Genomic DNA, 18109 nt, shown 5'->3' with positions numbered 1-18109 from the left:
GCTTGTGGACGCGAGCGCCTACAGCCCCAACGAAAGTCAGGTAACTGTAGGCGTCATTAACCGCGAGATAAGTGCGGTGGTTAAAGGAGGAACGCCATCTCCTGAAAGCGGACTATATCGCATCCGGTCGTGGCGAACAACTGGCCCGTCCGTCCTGATCTGGCTTTGGGGTTGCTGGATGCGCTGGGCGGTAACGGAATGGGCCTTTTTGAAAGGCGGCTGAAATCCGCTAGCGGTTGTTGCATTGGATGTTCGGCGAACGGTAGCTTCAGTGTCGACTGCGGTGCAAAGCGAGCCTGAAAACCGCGCTGATGCGCGAACCAGAAGCGGGTTGTCCCCTGTGTGATCGCTCATGCCAAACATCCTCTCATAGGCCAACCCTCGTGGGACGTTGATTTTGAGACTGAATAGTCCTAATATCGGTTGCATGACCAGATCTGACACACACCGCTCTCGTGGAGGGCGTGCCGCCGAGCGCGGGCGACCGCGAGAATTCGACATCGACCACGCGGTCGATGCCGCCGCGCGAGTATTTTGGGAGCACGGCTACTATGCGACTCCCGTCGACGTGCTATGCGAAGCGACCGGAGTCTTTCGCGGCAGCCTGTATAGAACATTTGGCGATAAGCATGGCTTGCTCGTCGCGGCGTTCGATCGTTACGCAGAAGGGGCCGTTGCGCGGCTGAAGGAGAGGTTGGCCGCCGACTTGCCCCCACGACAGGCACTCCGCGAAGCGCTTCTGCACTATACGAAGGTGAGCGCTAACCTGTCCGCGCGGCACGGCTGCTTTATCACCAATACGGTAATCGAGCTTCTGCCGGGCGATCATGCTCTGCGGCCACATATCGAATCGACTTTACAGCGCATCGCGATGCAGTTCAGTCTCGCGATAGCCAGAGGTCAGCAGGCAGGCGAATACGATCGCCGTCTCGACGCCGAGGAGGTCGGACGCTTTCTGCTCTGCATGGTTCAAGGCATACGCGTGCTCGGTAAGGTGGACATGAACGAGGCCGCGCTCACATCGATCGTCGATATGGCGTTGCGCGCCCTGACGTAATGCATGCTCAATTGCTTTAGCGGATCGGCGGCATGCCGCGAAAGTGGCTGCCAAATTTTTTGCCTATTTTGAGAACGTTCATTCATGAATTCATCGACCGATCCGGCTTTATCGTCCGCCAACTACTGGAAGGGGATTGCTGCGTGCCTCGTCGCGACAATCCTGTTTGGTGCGATGTTTCCTGTCATGACCGACGCCCTGCGTTACATCGATCCTTTTACGTTTACGTCGTTCCGGTACCTGATCGCAGGCGTGGGCTTCGTGGCCCTGTTGCTTCACCGGGAAGGCGCCGGTGCGTTGCGAGCGGACAGCAAGTCATTACTTATCGCCTGGTTGCTCGGATCGATCGGTTTCTGCGGGTTTGGTTCGTTTGTCTTTCTGGGGCAGCAGTTGGCCGGTGAACAAGGCGCGTTTAACGCATCGATCATGATGGCCACGCAGCCGATGATGGGGATGCTGGTCAACGCGGCAGTGCGAAGATCCGCGCCGCCGCTTCCTTCACTGCTGTTCGTTGCCGTCTCGTTCGCGGGCGTCGCGCTGGTCATCACGCGGGGTGATCTGCGGGCTGCGCTGCTCGCGCCACAGCACTACGCGGCAAGTGGCCTTATCGTTCTGGGCGCAATCTGCTGGGTTGTCTACACATTCGGCGCGTCGTACTTCACGCGATGGTCAGCGCTGAAGTACACGACAATGACGACATGGCTAGGCCTGACCACGATTGTCGGCGTGAACGTGCTGCTCGTCGTGACCCACGCAATATCTGCCCCCAAACTCGCAGTACTGTGGACGATTGCGCCGCATCTGATCTACATGGGCCCGGTCGCGGGTTTCGCGGCAATTCTCTGCTGGATTTTCGGCAACAAGACTCTCGGGCCGATGAATGGCGTGCTGTTCATGGACGTGGTGCCGGTCACGACGTTTGCGGTGTCGGCATTGACAGGCGTTGTGCCCGGCGGAGCACAGATATTCGGCGCGGTGATGACTGCGTCTGCGCTGGTTCTCAACAATCTGTATTTGCGGCAACGCGCCCGATTAGCGGTAGCTGCCACGACCTGACGCTAAGGGAGGCTGTCTCCGATCAGGCCCGCGCGAACGATCGTCGGCAGCTTTGTCTTGGCCAACGGAAATTGATTTTCGGACCGGCTGAAAACGGTCCGCCGGTTGAAAATTTTCATTCGCCAAAAACGGAAGCGGATATTCATTCGCGAGAATCATGTTGCGAATGTCGGCAAGGCTGTCTCGAAGTTGAAAACTTTTTCGACAGGCCTTAATTCGACTCTCCGCTTCAACTCATGCTTCAGTCATCAATTCCTCACGCACCGGAACCCCGCATAAACATACTGATATCGCGGTTGGAACCAGTTGCGAAATTCCGGCCGCAACATGCACTGCGCAGTACGTGCGGAGCCGCCTTTCAGCACGTAGTGCTGTCCGTCGAAGAAATTCGCAGAGTAGCCGAGATAAAACGGAAACGCTTCAAAGCCGGGCAACGCGTCGAATAACGTCGATGTCCACTCCCAGCCATTTCCAAACTGGCCTTCCGCGCCGAATGCGCTGACATTGTCGGGATGCGCATCCACCGGCGTCGGGTCCCAGCTACGAAAATCGAAATTCCCCGACGCGGCATGCGGCGCGCCGTGCGCCGCGCGCTGCCATTGCGCTTCGGTTGGCAACGCCTTGCCGGCCCAGCGCGCGTATGCGCTCGCTTCAGCATGACTGACGTACACAGGCCAGTCGGCCGGCAGCGGCACTTCATCGAACATGGTGCGCAGCAGCCAGCGGTTTTCGCCGTTCACCTCACTCCGCGACCAGCATGCCGGGTGTTCGATCTGCTCAGCCTCTTTCCACGCCCAATCCTTCCCGGTCCACCAGTTGGGTTCGCGATAACCGCCCGCGTCGATGAACTCGCGAAACGCGCCGTTCGTCACCATATGCCGGTCGATTTCGAACGCCGGCACGTCGACCCGCAATTCGCCGAACTCGTTGTCCCAGCCAAAACGGCCCGCTTCGCGCGACATGCCGAGCACGGTCGCGCCGGCTGGCACGCTCACCATCGACGACAACGCGTCCCGATGTTCCGTGCGAGTTATTGCCGGCTCGCGCAACCCGGCGACCTTCTGCGCCAGAGGCAATTGATGCAGCATGTACGCCAGCGTTTCAGCATGCATCAACCGGTGCTCGATCGCGACGTTCAGCAACTGCCGCGATGCGTCAGACTGTGCCACGTCATGGCCGGAAAGACCGTTGAACGCCCGATCGATCTGCTCACGGGCGCGCAGCGCATAGTCGCGGACGATAACGAGCGACGGCCAGTCGCCAGGTTGATCGGTGGGAAAGCCGCCATCCACGGGATCGATGCCGAACGCAAAAAGCTGGTCGAGTTCGGCACTGAACGCGGGCAGATCGCACACGCGCTGGTCGAACAGATTGCGGTCGAACGCTTCGAGATGGCCGACGTAAAACACGATCCGGTGACGTTCACGGATGGGCCGTTCATAAAGAAATTCGGGTTTGACGATGGCAAATAGCGCGTCAGTGACCTGACGCGCGTCGATCAGACGCTGGATAAGCGGGTGATGCGGGGCGCGGTCGCGATTCATTTCGCCGGGTCTCCTTGCGGGGGAGGGACTAAAGACTGTACCCGCTCGCAGGAGCCATGCCAAGGTGACGCGCGCTAAAAGGGCGCAGGCACGCGCCCTCAAGCTGGCTCAGGGCGGGCTCAGACTTGCCGTAAGCCTTCCAGATCGACGATGCGGATGTGCTTGCCCTGCGTGTCGATCAGACCGCGTTTTTGAAATCTTGACAGGGTGCGGCTCACGGTTTCGAGCGTCATGCCGAGGTAGCTGCCCATATCTTCGCGCGTCATGCGCAGATTGAATTCCGCCGACGAATAACCGCGCTGCGCATTTCTCGCCGACACGTCGAGCAGGAACGCGGCGACGCGTTCGTCGGCGGACAGCGAGCCGAGCACCATCATCTGCGCTGCTTCGCGGACGATCTGCTCACCGAGCAACTTATGCAGACGCTCCTGCATCGAGCTGATTTCGCGGCACAGAAGTTTCAGCGCGCTATACGGAACGATGCAAACGGTGCTGTCTTCGAGCGCGACGGCGCTGCATGCGTGAATGTCCTCGCTGATGCCGTCAAGGCCGAGCGCTTCGCCGGCAAGGCGCAGGCCGGTCACCTGCTCGCGGCCGTCGCGGTGCGCCATGACGGTTTTCATCGAGCCGGAGCGTACGGCGTAGATGTTGTCGAATTGATCGCCACTGCGATACAGGGCCTCGCCGCGCTGCACCGAGCGTGCCGAGCAGATCAGCATTTCGAGCTTCGACAGTTCATCCTGCGACAGCCCTTGCGGCATGCAGAGTTGCCGCATGGAACAGCTCGAGCAGCGGGCGGCGGTTCGCGTGGCGGCCCGCGCGGGCGCCGCTTTGCGAACGCGGCGCGCCGGCAGGGAGCTGTCGGCGGAATCATCGGTGCCGGCGGAGCGGGTATCAGCGTAGGAAGTAAGCATGGTCTGCGGGCGGGTGCCTGAGGGTTGACGGATTGTCCCACCCGCAACGCCTGACCGTGATGACAAAGTGACGCGTGCCTCTGACTCGCATCCCGATGTCACGCCGTGGCGGCCCTGCCGGGTAATGGACTGCTGTGCATTTCATGATCGGGAGGTTCGGTGGTGCTGTGACTTATCCGCAACATTTCTACGGAAAACCGCCGTGGCAGATGCTCAACGAACCCGGGCGAGTCCTGATCGAGATCAAGAATCTGCGCGACCCGACCAATGGATCATAGCCGTAGCGACGGGGTGCGCTTGGAGCGCGGGGGCGTAATTTATTGATCGATATCAAGTTTTGGCGTCATAGGTGACAGGGCGACTGCGTAGCGGGCGAAGTTTCTGAAAGATTTTTGTAATTAAAGGTGTTATTGCGGGGTAGGGGGCAACCCGTGAGTCGCCTTCTCGCAGCATTCGTTCGAGTCGCGTACTGCGGCGGTTCCTTCGTCAATCGGCGGATCGTCCGGCTGAAACCCTGTTCCGCCGGACACCGATTGCGTTCCATGCTCAGAAAGCGCTAACGTCGCGAGACGCCGCCGACGAATAGCAACGCACCGGATAACGATTGGTTTCGACGATATGCATCCGGTGTTCGAGATCGGCGAAATCGACCGACGACGCCAGATACGTATCCCGTTCGTATTCTTCGGTCGTGACTAAAAGTGCGCTGATTTTGCGGGCGAATTCAGCAAACATGATGTGCTCCAGTTTCCGTTTCGATTCCATCTTCACGAGTGTTGCGACCGGCTTGACTGATCGCAACGTTGGCGACGGGCGTTCAGATCCGGCTGCTGGACCCCAACGCCGTCCGTCGATGAACCGAATCGTAGAGACGAAGAATGAGCCAGGAATGAGCACGGCATGCGTGCAGATTTCGACAGGCGGTACACGAAAAACGGCTTGAAACGAGGCGCTAATTCTCTGCTCACTTTGCGTGTTCACAATGCAGTCATTCGATGCGGTCAACAGATTCGCATCGTCCGACAAGGAGTGAGAGATGAAAGTCGTTCGCCATCTGGTTGTTGCCGCAGTGCTCGGCGCGGGCTTCGTGAGTTGCGCTGAAGCGCATGTGTTCGTCGGAGTGGGCTTTTCAGCGCCAGCGGTTGCGGTGCTGCCGGTCGCGCCCGTGGTGCCTGCTGTGCCGGTTTATGCACCGCAGCCGGTCTATTACGCGCCGCCTCCGCCGCCTGTCTATAGCGCGCCGGTCGTGGTCGGGTACTACGGTCATCCGCAGTGGTATCCGCATTACTACGGCGGTTGGCATTCCGGCTACGCGTACGGCTACTGGCGCCGTTGATGCCCCCCGATGCCCGCGCGCTATGGCTGGCGCGTATATCGATCTGCGCGGGCTGGGCGGATTAATACGCGTGCAGCCGTAGAGGAGACGGCCACATTCACGACGCCGGTCCTTTCGTCGCATCGCCGAGCATCACCGTCCAGCCGAGACCTCGCACATTGCGAATAACCGATAAGCCGAATTTCTTGCGCACCGAATGGATCAGCACATCGACGGCATTGCTTTCGACCTCTTTTCCCCAGCCGTACAAACGGTCTTCGAGTTGTTCGCGCGACAGGATCGTGCCAGGACGTTCGAGAAAAGCGAGCATCAACGCGAACTCGCGTGCGGAGAGGACCGTGGTCGCGCCATTGCAGGTCAACGTGCGTTTGTCGAGGTCGAGTGCGAGCGATTCGTCGCCGAGACGCGACGATGCGTAACCGGCCTTGCGCCTCAATACCGCACGAATTCGCGCCAGCAGTTCGGGGACGTCGAATGGCTTCAGAAGATAGTCGTCCGCGCCGACATCGAGTCCCTGTACACGCGAATCGAGATCGTCGCGGGCCGTGAGGATCAGCACCGGCACCGCATTTCCCGCTGCGCGCGACGCTCTCAGCAGTTCGATGCCGCCCAAGCCGGGCAGGCCGAGATCGAGTAGTACAACGGTGTATTCGGTATTGGCCAGCGCGTCGCGTCCGGCCATGCCGTCTCTCACCCAATCGACGCTGTAGTCGGCGTCTTTCAGCGCACGCAGCAGGCTTTGGCCAATCTGCAGGTCGTCTTCAACGAGGAGAACTCTCATGATCGTCCTGTTGGCAATAATCCGGTAGCGCCTGATTGGCGGCGCGCGCTTCGCAGCAGAACCACGCCCGGGCGATAGAATAATAGCCGACGCACGCGTTGCCGCCATGTACTCCCGCGCGTCTGGAGCGGCCGGTTTGCAGCGTTCCGTGGTCGCGCGAAATGCCCAGTTTCGACTCTATTCAGACATCGATATGAAAAAAAGAGGCTCGCTTGGCACGCAGTTGGTGATTGCACTGAGTGCAGTCGTCATCGTGGTCGGCATGGTTCATGCGGCCGGTTCCTATGTGGTGTCGAGCGCCGCGACCAATGCGCTGCTCGACACGCGTCTGAGCGACGTGGCGATTCGCCTTGCCGCCGGCATGGCCGACATCATCAGCAAGGCGCCCGAACCCGGCGTGCAGCGCCCGCAAGACTTGCAGATCCAGATCTGGAGCGGCGACGAAATCACTCCATCTCGCGCCACCGACCCCTCTATTCTTTTCAATCGCAACGCGCAGCCGGGCTTTTCTCAGCAGGAAGCCGGCGGCGACGCGTGGCGAGTGTTCACCGTGCACAGTGCGAACCGCATCGTCGAAGTCGGCCAACGTGTAAAGGTGCGTGAGGCCGTAGTGCGCGATGCGGCGCTCACCACGCTCTGGCCGACGGTTTTATTGATGCCGCTGATGTGGGTCGCGGTGATCATCGTGGTTCGCGCGACGATGCGTCGTGTCGACCGACTGGCGAACGAAGTAAAAGCGCTCGACGTAAACCATTTGACGCCGATTTCGACGGACGAAGTGCCGGCCGATCTGCTGCCGTTTGTCGACTCGATCAATTCGCTGACTGCGCGGCTCGGCCGCATGATCGAGTCGGAGAAGAAGTTTATCGCCGATGCCGCGCATGAACTGCGTTCGCCGATTACCGCGTTGCAGTTGCAGGCGGACAATCTGCGGCATTCGATTTACCCCGTAAATGCAGAGCGTTTTGAAGAATTGCGCGGCGGCATTGTCAGAAGCGCGTATCTGGTGAGCCAGATGCTGAGCCTCGCGCGCGCTGATACGCGCGCCAGCACTACGCAACTTGAAGACGTCGACGTGCGAGAGGTCGTCACCGAGGTGATCGCCGCCAATCTGCCGATTGCGATGGCGCGCAATATCGACCTCGGCGTGGATCAACTCGATGCCGCGGTCGTGCGGGCGACGAAAACCGACGTGCGGGTTGTCGTTAAGAATCTGGTCGAAAACGCACTGCGCTACGGACCCGAAGGGGGCACGGTCGACCTGCGCGTGACGACTGACAACGCGACTGTTGTCATCGAAGTGATCGACGATGGTCCGGGGATCGCGCCGGAATTGCAGGAGCGCGTATTCGAGCGCTTCGTCCGCGTGGGTGCGACCGACGTAGAGGGCACGGGGCTCGGACTCGCTATCGTGCGCGCGACGCTGGCCAAATATGGCGGCCATTCCAGCGTGTCGAGCCGAACCGATGGACACTCGGGACTCGTCGCGCGGGCTGAATTTCCACTTGCGCGTCCGAGTCCTTGAGCGCTCACGCGATGCCATCGCCGGCGTGTCATTCGGTTCAATAGCTTCCAGCCATCGAGAGAAAATAAAACGGCATTAAATCTTCGTCCGATAGCGGGTCTTGCTGTTCTGCAGCTGTTCCGGTGTTCGTTGCAGTTTTGACGATGTCGACGGAGGCTTTGTCGGTAACGCTAGCGGCGATGTATTCGCACGTGACAGGAAGGGTGATCTGGGCGGCCACGATTGCTAATCCTCATCAGGTTTGCACTGCATCTGCGGAGGTCGTCGAGGACGGTTCCGTGCGGTGCAATGCAATCCTGATGCTTGGGAATTAGCGGGAAATTACGGCCAGCAGTTTTACTGAGACGTAGATTTTGCATCGCTCAAACCGGCTTCACGCGGGAAGCCGGGATGTTCTTTTAGCCCATGAAACAGGGCGATTTAACGTGCAACGCTATAACCGATTCGCGCGATCCAGCGGTGCTGGTTGTAATCGAGAATGTCTTCGCCGTAGCCGGTAAAGAACCCGACCCACAGGAAGCCGCCCCACCGGCTGTTGATCAGCTTCGACAATGGATAGGTGAATTGCGTGTCGACACTGCCGTACGTGGACTTCATCCCCTTTCTCAAGGTCGTAGCGAGTTGCCAGCCGTCGTTGCTGCCGTACTTGATCAGCAGGTCCATATAGCCGCGATAGTCGGCAATGTCGTGATTCTCGCCGGCGATGTGAGCATAGAAGTAGACCTTCGGCGAGACAGTCAGATGGTACGTATCCACATCGCCGAAGTCCCATGTCGGGCGCACAAAAAATATGTCGATACCGCGCGATTCGGGACCATCGCGGCCGTTCGATTCGTGCTCGTAACCGGCCATGATTCCCATCTTGCTGAACCACGAACTCTTCCAGCCAGTGTCTGACAGGTAGTAGAACAACTGAGGCATGTAGCTCGTGTCGCGGAAAGGCGCGGAGTACTCGCCGAGATCCCACAAAGAGGTCTGCGTATAACCAAAATACAGGTTGTCGACGAAGCCACGCGATCTCGGATCATCCGGTATGACCATCCGGAATTTGAAGCTCAACTGGAATTTCGCGAGATTTTCTCCATTCGAGCCATCGGCAAAATACATGGGTTCGAAAGTAGAGAGACGGCTGACGAGGAAGCTGTTCAGGTCCGGTCCCGACGATTTCGCCGCAGCGGAACCGGCGGAAAGCGAAGCCGCTGTGACCGGCGCCTGAGGCACTGTTGTTGCGGCCGACACATCGCCCTGCGTGCTTCCCGCAGAAGCCAGTGCTTCTGGTTTCGCGGAGTGGGGCGGCCGCGTGAGCAGGACAAAAGACGGTGACACGTCGAGTCCGGGCACATCGATTTTCATCGCGCCGCGCGCCCAGTCGGGCCATTGACCGCTGTAGCGGATCGCTTTGAGTTCGCCGTTTGCCAGCTTGAGGTGATCTGGCGCGCCGCTTTCGCGTGTGAGCGCCAATGGTTTGGGCGTGATGTCAGTATTACTGATTGCGACGTTCAGCTCTGCAGGAACGTTGACTTCGGTGCCGTCCGGTTGATCGCCGGAATAAACGATTGTCACTTCAAGCGGTTTGCTGGAGACCGCTTCGCGCGGCGGACGCAATACCGAAACGCCCGCGACACCATAGACGGGATAACCCGCGCAAAGCATCAGAACGCCAAGGCTTATAGATAACCGGGATAAACGCGAGCCGCGTTCGCTGACTACCGGAATGCTGTCCTTCTTTAACCGAGACATCAATTGATTCCCCACGCGGAACTCCCATTGGTCTACGAATTAAGTCGCTGTGAAACGATAACGTCAAAGCGCGATATTGGGTGAAAAAAATTAGGGCACACGCAGGGGCGGAAACGGAAGCAAAGCTTGACAACGCTGAATCAGCGGATGAATGCGAGGACGTTGCTGAAGGCGTTAGCGGCAGGTTGTGGTCCGCAAAGAACGGCCTGGCTATCGATTGAAATCCTCTCAAGGTTTTTACGCGTATCGAACCCGCTAATCGCGATGGTTGATTGTTAAACCCCACCCCTGAAAATTCGACCGGTGCAACGCGCAAAAAAAGCGAAACGGTGAGTTACCCGTTGCATTTCTGCAACGGGTAACTCACCGTACAAAAACTTGTTTATCCGCACTATGTCCAGGCGTTTTGTCATTACGATGAATGGCTTTGTGATGTTCCACTTCCCTCATTTCATTCATGCGAACGCACGAATTTCAGGCAATCCAGGATTAAAAAAAGCTTGCAAATGAAGCTGCGGCTCTGGTAGTTACACGCGCGGAAATAGCTGTTTTTCCCCTTCGAAATGAGAAATTCTGTTCGGTCTTCTCAGTGTTTTCCATTGCTCAAAATTCTCGCGGGAGCCGCCTCGTGCGGGTGTTTCGAGGCGTCGCCGTTTTTTAAGATTCCTTTAAGTGGAGGCAACTACATTACGCTTCCTTCACGTCAAACACCGCAACAGTACCCACATATGGCCACTAAAAAACAATGGCGCGGTAGCGCTGCCGCTTGCGTCGTGCTCGCGCTCGCAGGTGGCTATGCGATTAGCCACCGCGGCGCCGAAGCATCGGCGAGCGATGTTCACAGCGATCACGTCGCCGTGAGCGCCCCCACCGCAACCGCTGGCGCGCGCGCGTCCACCCCGGACTTCTCCGGCATTGTGTCTACCTATGGGGCTGCGGTGGTGCACATCGGCGCAAGCCATGCGGCTTCCCGCGACGAAAACGGCGAAAGCAGCGGCGGCGGAGAGGCTCTCGGCTCGGGGTTCATCATTAGCCAGGACGGGTATGTCCTGACGAACAATCACGTTGTCGATGGCGCCGACAAAGTGACCGTCAAGCTGACGGATGGCCGTGAATTCCGCGCCCAGGTGATCGGCACGGACAAAACGTCCGACGTCGCGGTGCTGAAAATCGGCGCGTCGAATCTGCCGACCGTGAAGATCGGCGATCCTGCCAATAGCAAGGTCGGCGAGTGGGTGGTCGCAATCGGCTCGCCGTACGGCTTCGACAACACGGTGACGTCCGGCATCATCAGCGCGAAGTCCCGCACGTTTTCGGACGATAGCCCGATCCCGTTCATTCAAACGGACGTGCCCGTCAATCCGGGCAATTCGGGCGGCCCGCTGTTCAATCTGAACGGCGAAGTCATCGGCATTAATTCGATGATCTATTCGCGCACGGGTGGTTTCCAGGGGCTGTCGTTCGCCATCCCGATCGATGCGGCGATGCACGTGAAAGACCAGCTCGTCAGCACCGGGCACGTGAGCCGTGGCCGGATCGGCGTGGGCGTGCAGCCCGTTACCGAAGAACGGGCGAAGTCGCTCGGCCTTGATACGACGCGTGGGGCGCTGGTCGGCTCGATTGACCCGAGCGGTCCCGCACAGGCGGGCGGGTTGCACCAGGGCGATGTGATCGTCGGCGTGAATGGCGTGCGGATCGACAGCACGCGCGATCTCATTGCGCAGGTTTCGCAACTCGCGCCCGGAACGACCGCGACGATCAACGTATGGCGTAACGGCGGCGAGCATAAGCTTGCGGTGACGGTGGGTGAGCAGTCTGCTCAGGTCGCGTCCGCCGAGCCGCGTATGCAGCGGAACCCGGATCAAGGCCAGGGCCGAAGCCAGGACCAGTCGCGCCCGCGCCTCGGCGTCGCGGTACGGCCGCTGACGGCGGACGAACGGCAGGAAGCGTCGCTGCCCGGCGGCGTGGTCGTGCAACAGGCCACCGGTCCTGCTGCAGCAGCAGGCATTCAGGCTGGCGACATCATCGTCGCAGTCGACGGCACCGTGATTCGCAACGTCCAGCAACTGAAGCAGATCATTTCGCAGGCCGACGACAGCGTATCCGTCACCGTGGTTCGTGATGGCGAGCAAGCCTCGGTCTCCGTCAATCTCGGCTGACATATAGTCGATTCATGCGGCGCGCTCCGATTCGGGCGCGCCGTTTGTCGTTTACGGCGAATCGGGTCCACCGCCTAGCGCGACGTAAAGCGATACGCCGTTCTGCAATGCCGTCGCGCGAAGCTGGATCAATTGCTGTTCGGCGGCGAAAAGACTGCGGCGTGCATCGACGACTTCCAGGTAGATCGAGATGCCATTTTCGTAGCGCAGCTCGGCGGTTTCCGCGAGCAAACGCTGCGCTTCGATAGCGTGCTCCTGCGCGGCAATCTGTTCCGTATAGCGCTGCCGTGCAACCAGAGCATCGGATACTTCGCGAAACGCCGTCTGCACGGTGCGCTGATAAGTCGCCACCAGTTCGTCGTGGCGCGCGCGTGCCTGAGCGAGTTGAGCCGAACGCTGACCCGCATCGAAAATCGGCATGCCGATAATTGCGCCCATCGACCATGCCTGTTTTCCCGGCACAAAAAAGTCGCTGAGTTCCGACGACACATAGCCGAAGCTGCCCGTCAGCGAAATGCGCGGAAAGAAGTCGGCGCGCGCAGCACCGATGTCGGCGTCGGCGGCACGCAGTTGCTGTTCGGCCTGCAGAATGTCCGGCCGATTGACGAGTAGCGCGGAGGGCAGGCCAGCGTCCAATGCACCGAATTGCGCGGCATCCGCAATCGACGACGCGTGCGGCAATTCATTGTCCAACGGGCCGCCGATAAGAACCGTCAGTTGATTCCTCTGCTGCGCGGTGGTTCTCTGCAATTCCGCAAGCTGGGTCTGCGCCTGCGTGACGAGAATGGCGGCCTGCTCATAATCGACCGACGACGTGACGCCCGCATCGAGACGAAGCTTCGCGACATCCAGCGCGTACTGGCGGCTTGCAACGGTCCGCTCGGCCAGCTCGATGCCTTCTTCTCCCGACCGGATCGCGTAGTAGGTCGCGGCCACATTGCCGATCAGCGATAAGCGGAATGCACGCTGGGCTTCTACCGTAGCCAGATATTGACGGCGCGCGCTTTCGCTCAGATTGCGGACACGTCCCCAGAAATCCAGCTCGAATGTGGCGACGGCAGCCTGCACGTTGTACTGATTGAATTGAACCGACACGTCGGTATTGTCGAATTCGGGATCGATCGAGCCGAGCGGCGCTTTCGTGCGCGTAGCGCTGCCGTTCACGTTCACTTGCGGCAGGCGTGCAGCATTCTGGATGCGATAAAACGCGCGGGCCTGTTCGATACGCGCCGTCGATGCCACGAGATCGCGGTTGCGTTGTAATGCTGTCGAGATCAGCAACTTCAGTTGTGGATCCGCGAAAAACGTGTCCCAGTCGACCTCTTTCGCGAGATGCGCCTGTTCGAGACTCCCGGTAGGAAACGTGTCGAAATGATCGGCCACCGGCAGATCGGGCTGACGATACGGCGGCGCGAAATTGCACGCGGCCAGCATGCCGCAGACGAGCGGAATCAGCAGACGCTTACGCATCGCGTGGCCCTCCGCCTGGTTCTTCGTTACCCACTTCGGGCGCGGACAGATCGTCGTCGGGTTCCCGATTGCGTTTCTTGCGACTCAGCCAGCGGCGAGCGGCCACATAAAACAGCGGTGTAAAGAAGATACCGAACAGCGTCGCGGTGAGCATGCTGCCCATCACGCCGGTGCCGACCGCGCGCCGGCTCGCTGCGCCAGCACCGGTGGCGAGCACGAGCGGCATCATGCCGAGCACGAAGGTGACGCTCGTCATCAGAATTGGACGCAGACGCTGTTGCGCGCCGTTTTTCGCGGCCGTGATCGCGTCAGTTCCTTCGGATTCCTCCTTGATCGCGAACTCGACGATCAGAATCGCGTTCTTCGCGGCGAGCCCGATGATGGTCACCAGCCCGATGTTGAAGTACACGTCGGCGGACAGCCCGCGCATCATGGTCAGCAATACCGCGCCGATCACGCCGAACGGAATGATCAGCAGCACCGCGGCCGGAATCGCCCAGCTTTCATACAGCGCGGCCAGCAGCAGGAACACGACCACCAGCGACAAGCCGAGCAGCAAGCCGATCTGGCCGCCCGCCTGTTTCTCTTCGAGCGCGGTGCCGGTCCATTCGTAGGTGAGATTGCCGGTCAATATGTGCGACGCGATGCGTTCCATTTCGGCGATCGCCGCGCCGCTCGACCGTCCCGGCGCAGCCTGACCCGACAGCGTGGCGGAAGGGAAGCCGTTATAGCGTTCGAGCTGCTGCGGACCGGAGATCCAGCGAATGCGGGAGAACGCCGAAAACGGCACCATCTCGCCGCGATTATTGCGAAGCCGCAGCGCGCTTACGTCTTCCGCGCGCATTCGTTGCGCGGCGTCGGCCTGGATGAATACTCGCAGCACGTTCCCTTCGAAAACGAAGTCGTTCACGTAGTTCGAGCCGAACGACAGCGCCAGCGCCTGGTTCACCTGCCCAATCTGCAGCCCCAGCGCACGCGCCTTCACCCGGTCGATTTCTACATAGAGTTGCGGCGCCTCGGGCATGCCTTCCGGCCGCACGCCGGCCAGAATACTGCTCTGCGATGCCTCGATCATGATTCGCCGCGCGGCCAGTTGCAGTGCGTCGCCGCCCACGCCGCTGCGATCCTGAATCTTCATCGTGAAGCCGGTTGCGGTGCCGAGGGACGGAATAGGCGGCGGATCGAGCGCGAAGATGATCGCTTCAGGAATCTGGCGGACCGCGCCGTTGACACGGCGAACCAGCGCGCTCGCCGAGTTATCTTCGCCGGTACGCTCGCCCCACGGCGTCAGATCGACAAACGACAAGGCCGCCGATTGTCCCTGGCCGAAGAAGCTGAAGCCCGTCACCGAGGCCACGTTGCGAACCTGCGGCTGGGTTCGCAGGAACGCTTCGACCTGATCGACGGCCTGCCGTGTGCGTTCCTCGGTGGACCCAGGCGCGCCGGTGTAAGTGATGAATATGTGGCCCTGATCTTCGGTCGGCAGAAATCCGCCGGGCAGGCGCACGAAAAGAAAGCCGGTGATCACGCACGCGACGACAAAAACGAGTAGCCATCGCAGCGGCCGCTTCAGCATCGAATCGACGCCGCGAATATAGCGGTCGGTGCTCGCGCCGAGGCCGTGATTGAATCCGTCGAATACACGATGCAGCATTCGTGACGCCAGATTCTTCGGCGCCGCGCGATCAGCCGTTTCGTTGCGCAGCAGCGCCGCGCATAACGCTGCGCCGAGCGTGAGCGCGAGCACGGTCGACAGGATGATCGACACGGCCAGCGTGACGGAAAACTGCCGGTAAATGCCGCCGACCGAGCCCGGAAAAAAAGCCATCGGAATGAACACCGCGACCAGCACCAGTGTGCTCGCGATCACCGGGCCGGTAATCTGGCCGACCGCCTTCACGGTCGCGCGCGGCGCACTGAGCCCCTCTTCGCGCATGATCCGCGCGACGTTTTCGACCACGACGATCGCGTCGTCGTTGAGGATACCGATCGCGACCACCATCCCGAACAGCGACAGGATGTTGATCGACAGGCCGAACAGGTACAAGCCCGCGCAGGTGCCGATCAGCGCGACCGGCACGACCAGCGTCGGGATCAGCGTGGCGCGCCAGTCCTGCAGGAACAGGAACACGACCACGGTGACGAGCAGCAGCGCTTCGATCATCGTGCGGATCACGCTGTGAACCGACGTGTTGATGAACGGCGTGGTGTCGAACGGCACGGTCCAGACGACGCCGCGCGGGAATGTCGGCTGCAGTTGGGTCATGCGCGCGCGCACGGCGTTGGCGACGGCCAGCGCGTTCGCGCCGCTCGCGAGCTGGATCGCGATACCCGCCGACTCCTTGCCGTTGACGGTCAGCCGGTTGCCGTAGCTGTCGTTGCCGAGTTCGACTCGCGCGACGTCGCCGAGCCGCACCGTCGAGCCGTCGGGATTCGCGCGCACGATGATTTCGCGGAATTGCTCCGGCGTCGAGAAGCGGCTTTGCGTGACGATTTGTGCGGTGAATTCGGACCCGGCGGCGTTGGGCTGGTCGCCGAGTCCGCCGCCCGCCGTCTGACTGTTCTGCTCCTGCACCGCCGACAAAACCTCGCTCGCCGACAGCCCGAAGCCGGTCAGCTTGCGCTGGTCGAGCCAGATCCGCATCGCGTACGACGAGCCGAATAGCTGCACGTCGCCGACCCCGTCGATCCGGCGCAATTCGTTGACGATGTTATTCGACGCGAAGTTGCCCATCGCGACCGCGTTGGTCGCGCCGTCGGTGGTCTGTAGCGCGAGTAGCATCAGGAAGCCGGTCGACGCTTTCGTGACGGTCACGCCAAGCTGCCGCACTTCGAGCGGCAGCCGTGGTTCGACCCGGCTCAGGCGGTCCTGAACCTGGGTCCGCGCGATGTCGAGGTTGGTGCCGGGTTTCAGCACCACGGTGATCTGCGCGGTGCCGTTCGAGCGGCTGATCGACGACATGTACAGAAAGTTTTCGATGCCGTTCATCTCGTCTTCGATGATCGACGTGACGCTGCGCTCGAGCGTGCGCGCGTCGGCACCGCTGAACACGGCCGAAATGTTGAGGGAGGGTGGCGCGACATCGGGATACTGTTCGACCGGCAGAAGCAGCACCGCAATGCCGCCGAACAGCACCGTGAAGAGTGCGATGACCCACGCGAAGACGGGGCGGGAAACGAAGAATCGATTCATCGAGCCGCCCTCAGCTGGCGGCAGAAGCGGGAGCCGGGGCCGTGGCTGGCGCCGTGGCCGCTCCAGGCGTCGGCGCGGGGCGCGCCTCGACACGCTGGCCTGGCTGGACCTTCTGCCACCCGTCGACGATCACGCGCTCGCCTGGCTTCAAACCATCGCGGACGGCCCACTGTGCTTCGCCCTGTTCGCCGAGATCGATGTTGCGATGAACGACCGTGCCGTCTTCCGCGACCAGCGAGACGCTGGCCACGCCGCCGTCCAGCTGCACCGCGCGTTCGGGGATGCGAATGCCCTGATGATTGCCCGTCGTGATGATGCGTCCCCGGACGAACTGGCCTGGCAGCAGCGTGCGCGACGGATTGGCGAAGCGGGCCCGCACAGTCTGCGTGCCGGTAGAGGGATCGACGACCAGGTCGGCGAAATCCAGATAGCCGAATTCGTCATAGATCTGACCGTTGGCGAGCACGAGCTGCACCTTGACGTGCTTCATGTCGACGGCCTGACGCGCGCCGGACTGGATCTGCTGCTCGACGTCGAGCAGGGCAGTGTTGGACTGCGTGAACACCGCGTTGATCGGCGTGAGCTGGTTGACCTCGGTCAGAAGTGTTGCCGCGCCCGCGCTGACGAGCGCGCCCTCGGTGACTTGCGCGCGGCCCACGCGGCCGGCAATCGGCGTGGTGACCGTGCAGCGGTCGAGCCGCAATTTGGCCAGTGTGACCGCCGCATTGGCATCGGCGACGCTCGCCTGCGCCTGCTGCATGGTCGCAAGCGCCGCGTCGTATTCCTGCGCGCTGACCGCATGGCGACCGACCAGCGGCTGGAAGCGCGCCACCACTGACGCCGCGTTGTCGCTGACGGCTTTGGCGCGCGTCAGCGCGGCCTGGGCCTGCTGCAACTGCGCGCGATAGTCGCGAGGATCGATCTGAAATAAGGGCGTGCCCGCCGGCAGGTCGGTGCCTTCCTGATACAGCCTGCGCTCGACAATTCCGTCGACGCGAGCCCGGATCTCCGCCGAACGGACCGCTTCGATCCGGCCAGGCAACTCGACGACATCGGCAATCGATGAGGCCACGACGGTCACGACCGTGACAGGAACCGGCGGTATGGCCGCGGGTGTGTCCTGCTTGTCACCGCATGCGGCGGCCGTAAGCGACAAGCCGAGGATCAGAAACGAAACGACACGACTACGCAGGCTGGATGCAGGGCAGGGCAAGAGAAACTCCTTGGTCAAGGCACTCTTTTTTTGCGCTTCAAATCGGCTACGGTCTTACGGTCGGCGGTATTTAACGTTTGTCGTGCGGGTTTGCAAAGCATCTTGCGACGCTGGACATTTA

General features: G+C 60.8%; 14 protein-coding genes and 1 riboswitch. Of the genes, 5 read left to right on the top strand and 9 right to left on the bottom strand.

All coding sequences use genetic code 11. The features are described from left to right. Positions 1-40: 40 nt before the first annotated feature. A riboswitch (Fluoride riboswitch) is annotated at positions 41-111 on the bottom strand. 316 nt (positions 112-427) lie between these two features. After that, the gene (locus tag BLS41_RS26755) at positions 428-1057 is read left to right on the top strand and encodes a TetR/AcrR family transcriptional regulator (RefSeq protein ID WP_074770323.1); all 630 of its coding nucleotides are present in this window, start codon (positions 428-430) and stop codon (positions 1055-1057) included. An 84-nt stretch (positions 1058-1141) separates the two neighbouring features. After that, complete coding sequence (locus BLS41_RS26750; RefSeq protein WP_074770320.1) at positions 1142-2113, top strand: DMT family transporter; 972 nt, start codon at positions 1142-1144, stop codon at positions 2111-2113. Between the two features lie 248 nt (positions 2114-2361). On the opposite strand, the gene BLS41_RS26745 is transcribed toward BLS41_RS26750, so the two are convergent. From BLS41_RS26745 to BLS41_RS39175, 3 genes are all read right to left on the bottom strand, one after another. Beyond that, positions 2362-3657 (bottom strand): SUMF1/EgtB/PvdO family nonheme iron enzyme, encoded by a 1296-nt coding sequence (locus BLS41_RS26745; protein WP_074770318.1) that lies wholly within the window; start codon positions 3655-3657, stop codon positions 2362-2364. A gap of 119 nt (positions 3658-3776) precedes the next feature. Further along, positions 3777-4433, bottom strand: coding sequence for a helix-turn-helix domain-containing protein (locus BLS41_RS26740; RefSeq protein WP_074770316.1), 657 nt, complete (start codon positions 4431-4433; stop codon positions 3777-3779). A gap of 684 nt (positions 4434-5117) precedes the next feature. Then, positions 5118-5306: a DUF3563 family protein gene (locus BLS41_RS39175; RefSeq protein ID WP_171910317.1), complete on the bottom strand. Its 189-nt coding sequence runs from the start codon at positions 5304-5306 to the stop codon at positions 5118-5120. 301 nt (positions 5307-5607) lie between these two features. On the opposite strand from BLS41_RS39175, the gene BLS41_RS26730 reads away from it, so the two are divergent. Further along, the gene (locus BLS41_RS26730) at positions 5608-5907 is read left to right on the top strand and encodes a hypothetical protein (RefSeq protein WP_074770312.1); all 300 of its coding nucleotides are present in this window, start codon (positions 5608-5610) and stop codon (positions 5905-5907) included. A gap of 97 nt (positions 5908-6004) precedes the next feature. Here the strand turns inward: BLS41_RS26730 and BLS41_RS26725 are convergent, their stop codons facing one another. After that, positions 6005-6688 (bottom strand): response regulator transcription factor, encoded by a 684-nt coding sequence (locus tag BLS41_RS26725; RefSeq protein WP_074771206.1) that lies wholly within the window; start codon positions 6686-6688, stop codon positions 6005-6007. A gap of 193 nt (positions 6689-6881) precedes the next feature. Between BLS41_RS26725 and BLS41_RS26720 the strand changes: the two genes are divergently transcribed. Then, on the top strand, positions 6882-8213 hold the full coding sequence (locus BLS41_RS26720) for a sensor histidine kinase (RefSeq protein WP_074771205.1): 1332 nt from the start codon (positions 6882-6884) through the stop codon (positions 8211-8213). Between the two features lie 37 nt (positions 8214-8250). Here the strand turns inward: BLS41_RS26720 and BLS41_RS38610 are convergent, their stop codons facing one another. Both BLS41_RS38610 and BLS41_RS26715 read right to left on the bottom strand, forming a co-directional pair. Next, complete coding sequence (locus BLS41_RS38610; RefSeq protein WP_143026368.1) at positions 8251-8433, bottom strand: hypothetical protein; 183 nt, start codon at positions 8431-8433, stop codon at positions 8251-8253. Between the two features lie 200 nt (positions 8434-8633). Beyond that, positions 8634-9953, bottom strand: coding sequence for a phospholipase A (locus tag BLS41_RS26715; protein ID WP_083380088.1), 1320 nt, complete (start codon positions 9951-9953; stop codon positions 8634-8636). A gap of 728 nt (positions 9954-10681) precedes the next feature. Between BLS41_RS26715 and BLS41_RS26710 the strand changes: the two genes are divergently transcribed. Continuing rightward, positions 10682-12112 carry a Do family serine endopeptidase gene (locus tag BLS41_RS26710; protein WP_074770308.1) on the top strand — a complete coding sequence of 477 codons (1431 nt, stop codon included), beginning with the start codon at positions 10682-10684 and terminating at the stop codon, positions 12110-12112. A gap of 51 nt (positions 12113-12163) precedes the next feature. Here BLS41_RS26710 and BLS41_RS26705 read toward each other — a convergent pair whose 3' ends face one another. Genes BLS41_RS26705 through BLS41_RS26695 form a run of 3 tightly spaced genes read right to left on the bottom strand, consistent with a single transcriptional unit; the run spans position 12164 to position 17988 of the window. Continuing rightward, positions 12164-13582: an efflux transporter outer membrane subunit gene (locus BLS41_RS26705; protein WP_074770305.1), complete on the bottom strand. Its 1419-nt coding sequence runs from the start codon at positions 13580-13582 to the stop codon at positions 12164-12166. After that, complete coding sequence (locus tag BLS41_RS26700) at positions 13575-16775, bottom strand: multidrug efflux RND transporter permease subunit (protein WP_074770303.1); 3201 nt, start codon at positions 16773-16775, stop codon at positions 13575-13577. Before BLS41_RS26700 ends, BLS41_RS26705 begins: the two co-directional genes overlap by 8 nt. Positions 16776-16785: 10 nt before the next feature. Continuing rightward, positions 16786-17988: an efflux RND transporter periplasmic adaptor subunit gene (locus BLS41_RS26695; RefSeq protein WP_074770301.1), complete on the bottom strand. Its 1203-nt coding sequence runs from the start codon at positions 17986-17988 to the stop codon at positions 16786-16788. Between the last annotated feature and the right edge of the window lie 121 nt (positions 17989-18109).

Source organism: Paraburkholderia fungorum (assembly GCF_900099835.1).
Taxonomy (GTDB): domain Bacteria; phylum Pseudomonadota; class Gammaproteobacteria; order Burkholderiales; family Burkholderiaceae; genus Paraburkholderia; species Paraburkholderia fungorum_A.
Note: the sequence above shows the minus strand (reverse complement) of the source record. Positions and strands in the feature narration are given on the sequence as shown.

Excerpts from the sequence above, each read along its gene's own strand:
- BLS41_RS26740 (WP_074770316.1), bottom strand. The coding sequence starts at position 4,433 with ATGCGGCAACTCTGCATGCCGCAAGGGCTGTCGCAGGATGAACTGTCG.
- BLS41_RS26750 (WP_074770320.1), top strand. The coding sequence starts at position 1,142 with ATGAATTCATCGACCGATCCGGCTTTATCGTCCGCCAACTACTGGAAG.
- BLS41_RS26700 (WP_074770303.1), bottom strand. The coding sequence starts at position 16,775 with ATGAATCGATTCTTCGTTTCCCGCCCCGTCTTCGCGTGGGTCATCGCA.
- BLS41_RS26710 (WP_074770308.1), top strand. The coding sequence starts at position 10,682 with ATGGCCACTAAAAAACAATGGCGCGGTAGCGCTGCCGCTTGCGTCGTG.
- BLS41_RS26715 (WP_083380088.1), bottom strand. The coding sequence starts at position 9,953 with ATGTCTCGGTTAAAGAAGGACAGCATTCCGGTAGTCAGCGAACGCGGC.
- BLS41_RS26705 (WP_074770305.1), bottom strand. The coding sequence starts at position 13,582 with ATGCGTAAGCGTCTGCTGATTCCGCTCGTCTGCGGCATGCTGGCCGCG.
- BLS41_RS26745 (WP_074770318.1), bottom strand. The coding sequence starts at position 3,657 with ATGAATCGCGACCGCGCCCCGCATCACCCGCTTATCCAGCGTCTGATC.
- BLS41_RS26755 (WP_074770323.1), top strand. The coding sequence starts at position 428 with ATGACCAGATCTGACACACACCGCTCTCGTGGAGGGCGTGCCGCCGAG.
- BLS41_RS26725 (WP_074771206.1), bottom strand. The coding sequence starts at position 6,688 with ATGAGAGTTCTCCTCGTTGAAGACGACCTGCAGATTGGCCAAAGCCTG.
- BLS41_RS26730 (WP_074770312.1), top strand. The coding sequence starts at position 5,608 with ATGAAAGTCGTTCGCCATCTGGTTGTTGCCGCAGTGCTCGGCGCGGGC.
- BLS41_RS39175 (WP_171910317.1), bottom strand. The coding sequence starts at position 5,306 with ATGTTTGCTGAATTCGCCCGCAAAATCAGCGCACTTTTAGTCACGACC.
- BLS41_RS26720 (WP_074771205.1), top strand. The coding sequence starts at position 6,882 with ATGAAAAAAAGAGGCTCGCTTGGCACGCAGTTGGTGATTGCACTGAGT.